The sequence below is a fragment of the Micromonospora sp. AMSO31t genome (assembly GCF_008868175.1).
In the GTDB taxonomy this organism is placed as follows: domain Bacteria; phylum Actinomycetota; class Actinomycetes; order Mycobacteriales; family Micromonosporaceae; genus Micromonospora.
The window spans coordinates 1-12,735 of record NZ_WBKT01000169.1 but is presented as its reverse complement, the minus strand read 5'-3'; the positions used below and the strand labels follow the sequence as shown (position 1 = coordinate 12,735).

Annotated in this window: 14 protein-coding genes and 2 pseudogenes; 9 read left to right on the top strand and 7 right to left on the bottom strand. The window is 74.1% G+C overall.

The window, feature by feature from the left end:
- The coding region (locus tag F8274_RS26090; protein ID WP_151465009.1) for a glycosyltransferase at positions 1-1,046 on the top strand (1,046 nt) is incomplete at its 5' end.
- Here the strand turns inward: F8274_RS26090 and F8274_RS26085 are convergent.
- The 4 genes and pseudogenes from F8274_RS26085 to aroA form a co-directional block, all read right to left on the bottom strand.
- Positions 941-1,914 (bottom strand): annotated as a pseudogene (locus F8274_RS26085) (hypothetical protein). The gene F8274_RS26090 and the pseudogene F8274_RS26085 sit on opposite strands and share 106 nt — an antisense overlap.
- A gap of 60 nt (positions 1,915-1,974) precedes the next feature.
- Entirely contained in the window at positions 1,975-2,793 is an 819-nt protein-coding gene (hisN, locus tag F8274_RS26080; protein WP_151465008.1) for a histidinol-phosphatase, read from the bottom strand.
- Between the two features lie 17 nt (positions 2,794-2,810).
- Positions 2,811-3,746: a ribosome small subunit-dependent GTPase A gene (gene rsgA / locus F8274_RS26075; protein WP_151465010.1), complete on the bottom strand. Its 936-nt coding sequence runs from the start codon at positions 3,744-3,746 to the stop codon at positions 2,811-2,813.
- Between the two features lie 162 nt (positions 3,747-3,908).
- A complete protein-coding gene (gene aroA / locus F8274_RS26070) occupies positions 3,909-5,210 on the bottom strand; it encodes a 3-phosphoshikimate 1-carboxyvinyltransferase (RefSeq protein WP_151465007.1) in 1,302 nt (433 codons plus the stop codon).
- 102 nt (positions 5,211-5,312) lie between these two features.
- Here aroA and F8274_RS26065 point away from each other — a divergent pair, with 102 nt between their 5' ends.
- From F8274_RS26065 to rsrA, 5 genes are all read left to right on the top strand, one after another.
- Positions 5,313-6,020, top strand: coding sequence for an SOS response-associated peptidase (locus F8274_RS26065; RefSeq protein WP_151465006.1), 708 nt, complete (start codon positions 5,313-5,315; stop codon positions 6,018-6,020).
- Between the two features lie 210 nt (positions 6,021-6,230).
- Positions 6,231-6,623 (top strand): WhiB family transcriptional regulator, encoded by a 393-nt coding sequence (locus tag F8274_RS26060; protein WP_151465005.1) that lies wholly within the window; start codon positions 6,231-6,233, stop codon positions 6,621-6,623.
- A gap of 44 nt (positions 6,624-6,667) precedes the next feature.
- Positions 6,668-7,285: an alpha/beta family hydrolase gene (locus F8274_RS26055; protein WP_151465004.1), complete on the top strand. Its 618-nt coding sequence runs from the start codon at positions 6,668-6,670 to the stop codon at positions 7,283-7,285.
- A gap of 240 nt (positions 7,286-7,525) precedes the next feature.
- Positions 7,526-8,332: a sigma-70 family RNA polymerase sigma factor gene (locus F8274_RS26050; RefSeq protein WP_151465003.1), complete on the top strand. Its 807-nt coding sequence runs from the start codon at positions 7,526-7,528 to the stop codon at positions 8,330-8,332.
- Positions 8,333-8,334: 2 nt separating this feature from the next.
- Positions 8,335-8,622 (top strand): mycothiol system anti-sigma-R factor, encoded by a 288-nt coding sequence (gene rsrA / locus F8274_RS26045; RefSeq protein ID WP_151465002.1) that lies wholly within the window; start codon positions 8,335-8,337, stop codon positions 8,620-8,622.
- A 104-nt stretch (positions 8,623-8,726) separates the two neighbouring features.
- Here rsrA and F8274_RS32720 read toward each other — a convergent pair whose 3' ends face one another.
- Positions 8,727-8,801 carry a 50S ribosomal protein bL37 gene (locus F8274_RS32720; protein ID WP_369700219.1) on the bottom strand — a complete coding sequence of 25 codons (75 nt, stop codon included), beginning with the start codon at positions 8,799-8,801 and terminating at the stop codon, positions 8,727-8,729.
- Positions 8,802-9,030: 229 nt separating this feature from the next.
- Between F8274_RS32720 and F8274_RS26040 the strand changes: the two genes are divergently transcribed.
- Both F8274_RS26040 and F8274_RS26035 read left to right on the top strand, forming a co-directional pair.
- The gene (locus tag F8274_RS26040; protein WP_089012714.1) at positions 9,031-9,246 is read left to right on the top strand and encodes a biotin/lipoyl-binding carrier protein; all 216 of its coding nucleotides are present in this window, start codon (positions 9,031-9,033) and stop codon (positions 9,244-9,246) included.
- Positions 9,243-9,755, top strand: coding sequence for a GNAT family N-acetyltransferase (locus F8274_RS26035; protein ID WP_151465001.1), 513 nt, complete (start codon positions 9,243-9,245; stop codon positions 9,753-9,755). The genes F8274_RS26040 and F8274_RS26035 overlap by 4 nt, the downstream gene beginning before the upstream one ends.
- Positions 9,756-9,783: 28 nt before the next feature.
- Here F8274_RS26035 and F8274_RS26030 read toward each other — a convergent pair whose 3' ends face one another.
- Entirely contained in the window at positions 9,784-10,359 is a 576-nt protein-coding gene (locus F8274_RS26030; protein WP_192579993.1) for a TetR/AcrR family transcriptional regulator, read from the bottom strand.
- A gap of 109 nt (positions 10,360-10,468) precedes the next feature.
- On the opposite strand from F8274_RS26030, the gene F8274_RS26025 reads away from it, so the two are divergent.
- Complete coding sequence (locus F8274_RS26025) at positions 10,469-12,058, top strand: MDR family MFS transporter (RefSeq protein WP_151464999.1); 1,590 nt, start codon at positions 10,469-10,471, stop codon at positions 12,056-12,058.
- Positions 12,059-12,122: 64 nt separating this feature from the next.
- On the opposite strand, the pseudogene F8274_RS26020 reads toward F8274_RS26025, so the two are convergent.
- Positions 12,123-12,735 (bottom strand): annotated as a pseudogene (locus F8274_RS26020) (tetratricopeptide repeat protein); the annotation flags it as partial.

Sequence of the window (12,735 nt, the reverse complement as noted above, 5' to 3'; positions counted from 1 at the left end):
CGCTGCCCACCGCCGACCTGGTGCCGTACGTCACCGAGTTCGGCCGCTGGCTGGCCCAGCGGTGGTCCGACGACTGGACCCCCGAGGTGGTGCACGGGCACTACTGGGTCGGTGGGCTCGCCGCCGCCCACGCCGTGCGGGAGACGGACATCCCGGTGGTGCAGACCTTCCACTCCCTCGGCGTCGAGCAGCTCCGCCACCTGGGCGGGCGGTACGACGGGCCGGGGGAGCGGATCCCGCTGGAACGGGCGCTGACCCGGGCCGTCGACATCGCGGTGGCCCAGTGCAACGACGAGGTCGACGAGCTGACCCGGATGGGACTCCAGCGCACCTCGGTGGCCATGGTGCCGACCGGGGTGGACACCGCGCAGTTCCACCCCGACGGCGAGGCGGCACCTCGCGACCAGCGGGCCCGCATCCTCTCCGTGGGCGGGCTCGCGGCCGGGCACGGCCAGGAGGACCTGATCCGGGCCATGCGGCTGGTCGGCGACGCCGAGCTGGTGATCGCCGGTGGCCCGCCGGCCGAGCAGCTCGCCGACCACGCCGAGGCGCGCCGGCTGCGCGAGCTGGCCGAGCGGACCGGGGTGGCCGACCAGGTGAAGCTGGTCGGCGCGGTCCCGCACGACCAGATGGCCACCTGGTACCGCTCCGCCGACGTGGTCGCCTGCACCCCGCACTACTCGTCGGCCGGCCGGGTGTCGCTGGAGGCGATGGCCTGCGGCGTTCCCGTGGTCGGCTACGCCATGGGCGGCATCGCCGACGCGGTGGTCGACGAGGTGACCGGCAAGCTGGTGCCGCCCGGGGACGTGCGCACCCTCGGGGTCACCCTGCGCCGGATCCTCGCCGACAACGCCGGGCGGTTCGCGTACGGGCACGCCGCCGTGGACCGGGTCCGGTGCAGCTACACCTGGGAACGGACGGCCGGCGCGCTGGAGCGGCTCTACGAGCGGGTGATCGGGCGCCGGAAGCCGGCCGAGCCGGTGGTCGAGGTCACGCGCCCCGTCGAGGTCGCCGCCGACCAGCGCGGGCCGGTCGAGGCGGCCTGACTCAGCGCCGGGCGCGGACGGCCGACCCGGCGCTGATCATGGAAGGCTCCCGGTTCCGCGCCACCGCGTGGTGGTGCTGCGGCTCGGCGTACCGGGTCAGGCCGACCACCGCGGCCAGCGTGGCCAGGAAGCCGACGCCGGCCAGCCACTCCCGGCCCGGCCAGATCCGGTCGTTGAGCAGCAGCAGGCCGACGATCGCCGCGGGCACCGCCCCGGCGGCGTCCATGGCGGCCACGGCGGCCGTGGTCGAGCCGCGCTGCATGGCCAGGCCGAGCAGGAGCTGGCCGACCACCGAGTGGGCGATCAGCAGGTAGAGCAGCGGGTCGCGGACGAACGCCTCCGCCGAGTCGGCCGAGGCGAGCGGCCGGGCCGCCACCGCGGCCGCGGAGAACGCCATCCCGGCCAGCGAACCGAGCGCCACCGAGCCGGGCGCGCCGTGCAGACGGGCGGCGAAGAAGCCGAGCACGGCGATCACCCCGAGCGCCACCGCCAGGCCGACCAGCCCGGCCGTGCCGAGCTGCCGGGACGGCGCCGGCTCGGCGGCCAGCACCAGCGCGATGATCCCGCCGAACAGGAGCACGAGCAGCGCCACCTCGGCGGCCGGCAGGCGCCACTTGAGCACCAGCACGCCGAGCACGGCGGTCACTCCCAGCCCGGCCGCCACGCTGGCCTGGACCAGGAACAGCGGCAGGTCCCGGCGGGCCAGGAAGGCCAGCACGAAACCGACCACCTGGCAGGAGAGCCCGACCAGGTAGGTCCGGTGGCCGGCGAGCCGGAGCAGCAGCCCCGGGTCGAAGGTGTGGTGCACGGTGGTCCGCGCCGCGGCCACCGACTGGAGGAGATTGGCGAAGCCGTACGCGACGATCATCGCCGCCAGGAAGCACCAACCGGAGGACACCACCTGGCGAGGATAGAGGTTACCGGCGGGTCAGCGCGCGGCCGGCCGGCCGAGCCGGGCCAGGATGTCGTCGTGCAGCGCGCCGTTGCTGGCGACGGCGCTGTGCTCGCCCGAGCCGTCCCCGGCCGGGGACGGCCGCCCGGCCAGGTCGGTGACCGTGCCGCCCGCCTCGGTGATGATCGGGACCAGCGCCGCGATGTCCCAGAGCGACAGCTCCGGCTCCACCATCACGTCCAGCGCCCCCTCGGCCAGCAGCATGTAACCGTAGAAGTCGCCGTAGGCCCGGCTACGCCAGGCGTCCCGCATGACCTGGAGCACCGCGTCCAGCCGGCCGGCCTCCTCCCAGCCGGTCAGCGAGGAGTAGCAGAAGCTGGCGTCGGCCAGGGTGGTCACCCCGGAAACCCGGATCGGCACGCCGGAGGCCGCGTCCGGGCCGGCGAAGGCGCCCGCCCCGCGGGCCGCCCACCAGCGCCGGTGCAGGGCCGGGGCGGACACCAGGCCGAGCACCGGCCGGTCACCCTCCAGCAGCGCGATCAGGGTGGCCCACACGGGTACGCCCCGGACGAAGTTCTTGGTGCCGTCGATCGGGTCGACGACCCAGCGCCGCCCCCCGGGACCGGTGGCGGGCTGCTCGCCGTACTCCTCGCCGAGCAGGCCGTCCCCGGGCCGGTGGGCGGCCAGCAGGGCGCGGATCTCCCGCTCCACGGCCGTGTCCGCGTCGGAGACCGGGGTCAGGTCGGGCTTCGACTCGACCCGCAGGTCGAGGGCGCGGAACCGGGCCGTGGCGACCGCGTCGGCGGCGTCGGCGAGCCGGTGGGCGAGGGCGAGGTCGTCGGCGTACCCGGTCATGCCGGACACGCTAGCGGTCAGGAACCGGCGAGCGGGTCGCCGGGGTTCCGCTCCGGCTCGCGCGCGTCGCCCTCGCCGCTGCGGGAGGCCAGCAGCCGGCGGTACGAGGCCAGCCGGCGTTGGTCCGCCTTGCCGGCGGCCACCCAGGCGTCCAGCGCGCAGTCCGCCTCCTCGGCGGTGTGCTGGCAGTTGGCCGGGCAGTCGACCGTCGCCTCCACCAGGTCCGGGAAGCCGTGCAGCAGGCTCTCCGCGGAGACGTGCGCCAGCCCGAAGCTGCGCACGCCCGGGGTGTCGATGATCCAGCCCGGTGCGTCGTGCGAACCGCGGTGCGGGGGCAGCCCGAGCGCCACGGCGCTGGTGGAGGTGTGCCGGCCCCGGCCGATCGCGCTGACCGTGCCGACCGCCCGGTCGGCCTCCGGCACGAGGCGGTTGACCAGCGTCGACTTGCCCACCCCGGAGTGCCCGACCATCACCGAGACCCGTCCCGCGAGCAGCGCGCGCAGCGCGGCCAGGTCGGAGTCCGGCCGGATCAGCACGTACGGCAGCTCCAGCTCGGTGTAGTAGCCGAGCACCGCCTCCGGGCCGGCCAGGTCGGCCTTGGTGAGGCAGAGCAGCGGCTCGATGTCCGCGTCGTACGCGGCCACCAGGCAGCGGTCGATGAACCCGGTGCGCGGCGGCGGGTCGGCCAGCGCGCTGACGATCACGAGCTGGTCGGCGTTCGCCACGACCACCCGTTCGAGCCGCCCCTCGGCCGTGGTGGCGTCGTCCTCCGCCGTCCGCCGCAGCACCGAGCGGCGCTCGGCGATCCGCACGATCCGGGCCAGCGCGCCGGGGGCGCCCGAGGTGTCGCCGACCAGGCCCACCCGGTCGCCCACCACCACCGACTTGCGGCCCAGCTCGCGGGCCCGCATGGCGGTCACGGTCGGGGACCCGGGCCCGGCGTCAGGGAACACGCAGGTGTAGCGCCCCCGGTCGACGGCGATCACGAACCCGTCCACGGCGTCCTCGTGCCGGGGCCGGGTGCGCGTGCGGGGGCGCGACGACCTGCCGGGTCGGACCCGGACGTCGTCCTCGTCGTACTCCCGCCGCTTCGTCGCCAGGACGTCCCCCCGTCGTCAGCTCTTGCCGGTCACCATCCCCGACCATAGTGCCGGGAACTCCGGCATGGTCTTCGAGGTGCACGACACGTCGTCGACCTCGATGCCGGGGACCGCCAGCCCGGCCACCGCCGCGGCGTGCGCCATCCGGTGGTCGTCGTAGGTGCGGAAGGTCCCGCCGCGCAGCGGGCGGGGCCGGATCTCCAGCCCGTCGGTGGTCTCGGTGAGGTCCGCGCCCAGCGCGGTGAACTCCTTGGCCAGGGCGGCGACGCGGTCGGTTTCGTGCCCCCGGATGTGCCCCACGCCGGTCAGCCGGGACGGGGAGTCGGCCAGCATGGCCAGGGCGGTCAGCACCGGGGTCAGCTCGCCGACGTCGGAGAGGTCGGCCTCCAGCCCGCGGACCGTGCCGGTGCCCCGCACGGTCAGCCCGGCGGTGCCCAGCGTCACCTCGCCGCCCATCCGGTGCAGCAGCCCGCGCAGCTGCTCGACCGGCTGGAGGCTGCTGCGCGGCCAGCCCTGCAGGGTCACCTCACCGCCGGTGACCAGGGCGGCGGCGAAGAACGGCGCCGCTCCGGAGAGGTCGGGCTCGATCTCCCAGCCGCGCCCGGTCAGCGGGCCGGGCTCGACCGCCCAGACGTCGGGCGTGGTGTCGTCGACCGCCGCCCCGGCGGCGCGCAGCATCTGCACGGTCATCCGCAGGTGCGGGGCGGACGGCACCGGCGGCCCCTCGTGCCGGACCACCACGCCGCGGTCGAAGCGCGGCCCGGCCAGCAGCAGACCGGAGACGAGCTGGCTGGAGGCGGAGGCGTCGATGACGACCTCACCGCCGGTGACCCGGCCGGCGCCGAGGACGACCAGCGGCAGGCTGCCGGCCGGCGGGGCGTCGATGCGGACGCCGAGGGAGCGCAACGCGCCGATCAGCGGGCCGAGCGGGCGGGTCCGCGCGTGCGGGTCGCCGTCGAAGGTGACCCGGCCCTCGGCCAGGCCGGCCACCGGCGGCAGGAACCGCATCACCGTCCCGGCCAGGCCGACGTCGACGTGCGCCGGGCCGACCAGCGGGTGCGGCCGGACCAGCCAGCGGTCGTCGTCGGAGATGGACATGTGCGCGCCCAGCTCGCGCAGGCCGCCGGCCATCAACTCGGTGTCCCGGGCCCGCAGCGGCCGGTCGAGCGTCGACGGGCCGGTGGCCAGCGCGCCGAGCACCAGGGCCCGCGCGGTCATCGACTTGGAGCCGGGCAGGCGCAGCGTCGCGGCGACCGGGTCGCTCGCGGTCGGCGCGGTCCACGGCAGCGGCGGCCGCGTCGCGGTCAGATTCCCCACGCTCACATTCTGCCAACTCCGCGGGCCGGTGGAACCGCCCGTCGCCCCTGCTCCCGGTTGGCGGGACAGCCGGAACGCCGGCGGCGGGTTAGCGTTGGCGCCATGTGCGGGAGGTACGCGACGACCAGGAGCGCGGGCGACCTGAGCGCGCTGTTCGAGTCGTCCGACGAGACCGGCGGGGTCGGCCCGGACTTCAACGTCGCCCCCACCGATCCCGTGCCGCTCGTCCGGCTGGCCCCGGAGGGGCACCGGCTGCTCTCCGTCGGCCGCTGGGGGCTGGTGCCGCACTGGTCCCGCACCGCCGCCGGCGCCGCCCGCATGATCAACGCGCGGGTGGAGACGATCGCCACCAGCCGGGCGTACGCCCCGTCGTTCGCCCGCCGGCGCTGCCTGGTCCCGGCCGACGGCTGGTACGAGTGGGTCCGGCAGGGCGACGGCCGGCGGCAGCCCTACTTCATGACCCCGCGCGACGGCTCGGTGCTGGCCCTCGCCGGCATCTGGTCGGTCTGGGAGCCGGCCGGCGAGGCCCGGCTCACGTTCAGCGTGCTGACCACCGCGGCGGTCGGTGAGCTGGCCGAGGTGCACGACCGGATGCCACTGCTGCTGCCCCGGGAGCGCTGGGCGTCCTGGCTCGGCCCCGCCGCCGAGCCCGCCGAGCTGCTCGCGCCGCCCGCCCCGGCCTGGCTCGCGGGCCTGGAGATCCGCCCGGTCTCGCCCGCGGTCGGCGACGTCCGCAACGACGGCCCGGAGCTGACGGCCCGGGTTCCCCTGGCGCGTGCGGAGGCCGACACGGAAATGACGCTGTTCTGATCACTCTCAGCACATTGTCGTGTGCTGATTTGCCGGGGTTGCGCCTGAAACGTCGCCCGGCCGTCTAGCCATGTTTACCGGAGGCCCTTGTCCCCGCCTGCGCAAGTGCGATAGAACACAGCGCCGGTGTTGGGCGTCTGTTCGCACGGGGCGGATGACACCCATCGATCATTCATGATCTTTGCCGGTCCCACGGGGGAGGTGGGTGTATTGACACGGGCACGCATGCCCCGCCCGCACGAGGTGGCCGCCGCGCGGCGAGATCCGCGACTGCTGCGGGCCCTGCGCGAGCGGCGCCACGACGAGGCGTGGCGGACCAGAGGAACCTGCCAGAGCGTGGATCCGGAGACGTTCTTTCCGGCGCCCAACGAGCCGGCCGACGCGGCCGTCGCGCTCTGCCGCAGTTGCGACGTCCAGGGGTCCTGCCTCGCGTGGGCCCTGGAGGTGGGTGACTGTCACGGCGTCTGGGGCGGCACCACACCGCGCGAGCGGCGGGCCATGCTGGTCGCCTGGCGCAGTGAGGTGCAGCCGGATCCGGACGCGCTCGACGAGGCCGGCCCGCCGGCCCGCGACCGCCTGCTCACGCTGGTGCCGTCGAGCTGATTCCGTGCGACCGTCGCGCACGGGGCCGGACGCAGAATGGGCCCGTGCGGCACAGCGACGAGATCGGGACACCCCGCGGCCCGGCCCGGGTCCACACCGACCCGCCGGCGGCCGGCGGCGCCACCCTGCTGGTGCTCGGTCACGGAGCCGGCGGCGACGTGGACGCCCCGGACCTGGTGGCGGTCCGGGACGCGCTTGTCGACGCCGGGGCGGGTGTGGTCCGGGTGACCCAGCCGTACCGGGTCGCCGGACGGCGCGCCCCCGCCCCGGCGGGACATCTCGACGAGGCGTGGACCGCGGTGCTGGCCGAACTCCGCGCCCGGCACCCGGAGGCGGCCCGATGGGTGGTCGGCGGCCGTTCCAGCGGCGCCCGGGTCGCCTGCCGCACCGCCCACGCGGTCGGCGCGGCCGGCGTCGTCGCGCTCGCGTTCCCGCTGCACCCACCCGGGCGGCCGGAGCGCTCACGGGCCGATGAGCTGCGCACCGGCCTGCCCACGCTGGTGGTCAACGGCGACCGGGACCCGTTCGGGGTGCCCGAGGCCGGGCCGGGCGTCGAGGTGGTGACCCGTCCGGGCGAGCGGCACGACCTCCGCGGCGACCCGGCGACCACGGCAGCCGTCGTCCGCGACTGGCTCCGCGCCCAGGGCTGGCTCCCGGCCTGACCTCGCGACACTCCGGGGTGGCGGCGGGGTGGCGTGACCGTCGGTGGCGGCGGGTCGTTGCTACGGATGGTGTCGGGCGCCCGGTTCGGGCGTCCGGGGCCACCCTCCCAGGCCCTTCCTGGTCCCAGCGTCGGTCGCGGCCGAGGCCGGGGCCAGGAACGGGTGGGCGGCGTGGAATGTCCGGCCCGGCGGCGAGCGTTACTACCCCCGGATGCATTTTCCAGTCGAGGGGGGTGACCGGTGCCGACCGAGACACGGAGCCGGGAGCGGGACGAACGGGACGCGCGGCAGCTCAAGCGGCTGCTGGACGCGCCGGACTGGCCCGCGACGGCGTCGGCCGTGAGCACCAGCACACAGTCCGGAAGTGAATCTGCCGACAGGTGGGTACGCGTATCCTCGGCGGGAAAGCATCCGACGCGAGGGGACGTGCGGTTGACGACCGAGAAGACGGACGAGCGCAGGGCCCGCTTCGAGCGGGACGCGATGCCCTTCGTCGACCAGCTCTACGCTGCCGGGCTGCGGATGACCCGCAACCCGGCGGATGCCGAGGACCTGGTCCAGGAGACCTACCTGAAGGCGTACGCGGCCTTCCACCAGTTCGAGCAGGGCACGAACCTGAAGGCCTGGCTGTACCGGATCCTGACCAACACCTACATCAACTCCTACCGGAAGCGGCAGCGCCAGCCCGTGCAGGCGCCCACGGACGAGATCACCGACTGGCAGCTCGCCGAGGCGGAGTCGCACACGTCCAGCGGGTTGCGCTCGGCGGAGACCGAGGCGCTGGACCGGCTGCCGGACAGCGACGTCAAGGAGGCCCTCCAGCAGTTGCCGGAGGAGTTCCGCATGGCGGTCTACCTGACCGACGTCGAGGGCTTCTCCTACAAGGAGGTCGCCGACGTCATGAACACGCCGATCGGCACCGTGATGTCGCGGCTGCACCGTGGCCGTCGTAATCTGCGCAAGCTGCTCGAGCAGTACGCGGCGGAGCGGGGTTTCACCTCCGCGCCGTCGAAGGGTTCGACCGCCGCCGCCAGCCGGGAGGTGTGACCGTGAGCTGTGGACAGCCGCACGAGACGGACTGCCGTGAGGTGCTCGCCGAGGTCTACCTCTACCTGGACCTGGAGTGCGGTGAGGAGCGCCGCGTCCTCATCCGGGAGCACCTGGAGGAGTGCGGGCCCTGCCTGCACGAGTACGGCATCGAGCAGGAGGTGAAGGCGCTGGTCGCCCGCTGCTGCGGCAACGAGACGGCGCCGGAGCAGTTGCGCGAGCGGCTGCGGGTCCGCCTGACCGAGCTGGTGGTCTTCGAGACCACCGAGTCCCGCGAGCTGGCCGACTGATGGCAGCGGGAAACGAGCTGTAGACACCGGTGGCCCGGGTCCGTCTGGACCCGGGCCACCGATGTGTCCGGCCTTGGGGCCGGCGCCGACTCCGATCCGCCGGATCAGGAGTTGGGGCGCTTGCCGTGGTTGGCGCCGCTCTTCTTACGGGCCTTCTTCTTACGGGCCTTCTTCGCCATGCTGTGCCTCCTTGTGCTGGTCACGGTCCGGCCGCGGGCGAGCGCGGCGGAGGTCGCGTGCCGGTTCCCGGGCGCCGGGAGCCGACCGCGCTGATGCTAGTGCCGACGGCGGTCGCGGGGGACCGGCGGGGGCGGAAACCGGCGTGCCGGGCGCGCTGTGCCGGGGCGTGAGCGGGCTCATGATTGGATACCGTTCGCAGGAACAGCGGTGGAGAGGGAGGGCCCGGAGATGGCCGAGGAGATCCGCGCCGAGATGGTGGCGAACGTCTGGAAGGTCGTCGCGTCGGCCGGGGACACCGTGTCCGAGGGGGACACCCTGGTGATCCTGGAGTCGATGAAGATGGAGATCCCGGTGATCGCCGAGTCCGACGGCGTGGTGCAGCAGATCGCGGTCAACGAGGGCGACGTCGTGCAGGACGGCGACCTGATCGCGGTGATCGGTTGAGCGGGCTGCGGGTCCGGCGGGCGGAGCCGGCCGACTTCCCGGCGGTGGCCCGCCTGACGGTCGCCGCGTACGAGGCCGACGGGCAGCTCAAGGGCGAGACCGGCTATGCGCCGGTGCTGGCCGACGTGGCCACCCGCGCGGAGACCGGTGAGGTGCTGGTGGCCGTCGACGAGGTGACCGGCGAGGTGATGGGCGCCGTGACGTTCGTGCTGCCCGGCACCCCGTACGCCGAACTCGCCGGCCCGGGTGAGGCCGAGTTCCGGATGCTCGCGGTCGACCCGGCCGCGCAGGGCCGGGGTGCCGGGGCGGTCCTGGTCGGGGCGTGCGTGGCGCGCGCCACCGAGCTGGGCTGCGCGGCGGTCGTGATCTGTGTCCGCAGTGGGATGGCCGCGGTGGCGCGGCGGCTCTACGGGCGGCTGGGCTTCGTGCGGGCGCCGGAGAAGGACTGGGCCCCGGTGCCCGGGGTGGAGCTGCTCGGCCTGCGCCTGGATCTGACGCGCCCGGCCTGACCGGGGCCGTCGACGCGGGCGGGGCCGGTCAGGAGCCGTCGGCGATCTTCGCGAGCAGCTCGTCGGCGACCTCGAGGGCGATCTTCTTGCGCTCGTCGTCGCTGATGCCGGGGGTGCGGACCGCGAACCAGCTGCTGTGCACGGCGAACAGGGTGAGTGTGGCGCGCAGCTGGGCGGCCGGGGAGTCGTCGCCCCGGCACAGCTCGTGTGCCAGCCGCATCATCCGGTCGCGCATCTGCTGCCCGGCGGCGAGGCTCTTGAGCACCGTCTGGTTCTGCTCGAAGAACCGCATGACCGTGGGCAGCTCACCGGCGAACATCGCGTCGGCGTACCGGCTCAGCAGCGCGCGCCGGGTCGCCAGCGTCGCCGGCTGGGTGCCGGCCCACTCGATCAGCTCGTCCATCCGGCGCAGCCGGTCGTCGACGAAGCTGCTGACGATCTCGTCCTTGCTCTTGAAGTGGTAGTAGAGGGCGGCCTTGGTCACGCCGAGTCGCTCGGCGATCTCCCGGAGCGAGGTCTTCTCGTACCCCTGCTCGGTGAAGAGCTCCAGCGCGACGGCCTGGATGCGTTGCCGCGTGCCGCCTGTGCTCTCCCTCACCCGCACACCACCCAATTCGCTTGACGGTTCCTACTGACCAACTTACCGTCCGGCTAGTAAGGTAACTAGCCGGACGGCAAGTAAGTAGGTCACAGATCTTCGGGGGAGCTTACCCATGAGTCAACCAGCCCAGGTGGCGACCAGACCCAATGTCCGGGTCGTTCTCTTCGGCCTGATGATCGCGATGATGCTCGCGATGCTCGACAACATGATCGTCAGCACCGCGCTGCCGCGGATCGTCTTCGAGTTCGGCGGGGCCGACCACTTCACCTGGGTGGTCACCGCGTACGTGCTGGGCACCACGGTCTCCACCCCGATCTGGGGCAAGCTCGGTGACCTGTACGGCCGCAAGACCGTCTTCCTGACCTCGGTGGTCGTCTTCCTGGTCGGCTCCGCGCTGTGCGGCATGTCCGGGTCCAGCGTCTTCGGCGGCGCCGACACCGGCATGATCGAGCTGATCGCCTTCCGGGCCGTCCAGGGTCTCGGCGCGGGCGGCCTGATGGTCGGCGTCATGGCGATCATCGGTGACCTGGTGCCGCCCCGCGAGCGGGGCCGCTACCAGGGCATGATCGCCGGCATCATGGCCATCGCCATGGTGGCCGGCCCGCTGGTCGGCGGCTTCATCACCGACCACCTCTCCTGGCGCTGGGCGTTCTACGTCAACCTCCCGCTCGGCGGCGTGGCCCTGCTGGTGCTCGCCACCACCATGCACCTGCCGAAGTACCGCACCGAGCACAAGATCGACTGGCTGGGCGCCGCGCTGCTCTCCGTCGGCATCACCGCGATCGTGCTGGTCACCACGTGGGGCGGCAACGAGTACGACTGGACGTCCCCGCAGATCCTCGGCCTCGCCGCGCTCGCCCTGGTGTCCCTGGCGGCGTTCGGTCTGGTCGAGCGGCGCGCCCCGGAGCCGATCCTGCCGCTGAGCCTGTTCGGCAACCGGAACTTCGCCCTCATCTCGGTCATCGGCTTCCTGCTCGGCTTCGCCATGTTCGGCGCCATGAACTTCCTGCCGCTCTACCAGCAGACCGTGCAGGGCGCCTCGGCCACGAACAGCGGCCTGCTGCTGCTCCCGCTGATGTTCGGCATGCTGGTGGTCTCGCTGGTCGTCGGCCGGGCCATCACGAAGACCGGGCGCTACCGGGCCTTCCCGATCGCCGGCGGCGTGGTGATGACCGCCGGCATGGGCCTGCTGACCCAGCTCGACCTGGGCACCAGCAAGACCGTCTCGTCGCTCTACATGGTCGTGCTCGGCGTCGGCATGGGCTTCCTCATGCAGACCTCGATGCTGATCGCGCAGAACAGCGTGGAGCAGAAGGACCTGGGGGCGGCGAGCGGTGCGGCCACCTTCTTCCGGTCCATCGGCGGCTCGTTCGGCGTCTCGCTGTTCGGCGCGATCTTCGCCAACCGGCTCGCCGACTCCGCCGCCGGTCCGGCCTTCGCCGGGGGCGGCGGCGAGGGCGGCGCCATGAACCTGGAGAAGCTCAAGGAGCTGGCCGGGCCGGTGCGGGAGGCCGTGCTCGGCGGGCTCTCCGACGCCATCTCGCACGTGTTCTTCTGGGCGGTCTTCTTCACCGTGGCGGTCCCGGTCCTCGCCTGGTTCATCAAGGAGGTCCCGCTGCGCTCGGCGAACGAGGCCCCGCCGGCCGACGCCACCCCGGAGGACCAGGCCGAGGCCGCTCTCGGCAAGTCACCCGTCGCCTGACCCACCCGCCGCGGCCACGCCGACCCGTCCTCGGGTACGGCGTGGCCGCGCCGCGTCCGGGCGGTCAGGCGCGGCGGAACAGCGCCGTGAGGCGGCGCCACAGGCGGCCGAGGGCTCCCGGCGGGATGGCCGGGGCGGGTCCGGCGCTGAGGCTCTCGGCCACGGCGCGGGCGGACGGGTCGAGGTCCGGGGTGGCCAGGGCCAGGTGGGCCAGCGACACGGCGATCGGCACCCGGCGCTCCCGGGCCACGGCCGCCACGTCGGCGAGCCGCTCGGCCACCACCCGGGCCACGTCGGTGCGGACCGCGGGATCCACCCAGGCGGCGGTGACCAGGGCGAACATGGCCGCCTCGGTGATCCAGTCCTCCACGCCCCACAGCAGTTCCAGCAGCACCCGCCGCCGGGTGGATCCGTCCCACGGCTCGTCGGTGCGGTGGTGCAGCAGGCCGAGGCAGGCCCAGACCTGCACGCAGCGCACCCACAGCGACGGGTCCTGGCCGGCGAGCACCCGCCCGAGAGCGGTGGCCGGCGCGGCCGGCGGGTGCACCAGCACGCCCAGCAGATCGGCGAGGTCCAGGGTGGCCAGTCCCACCGCGGCGTCGTACGCGGCCGGCGGGTGCGGCCAGGCCGGGTGGGCGAGCTGCCGGATCCGTTCCGCCGCCTCGACCGACGGGGTG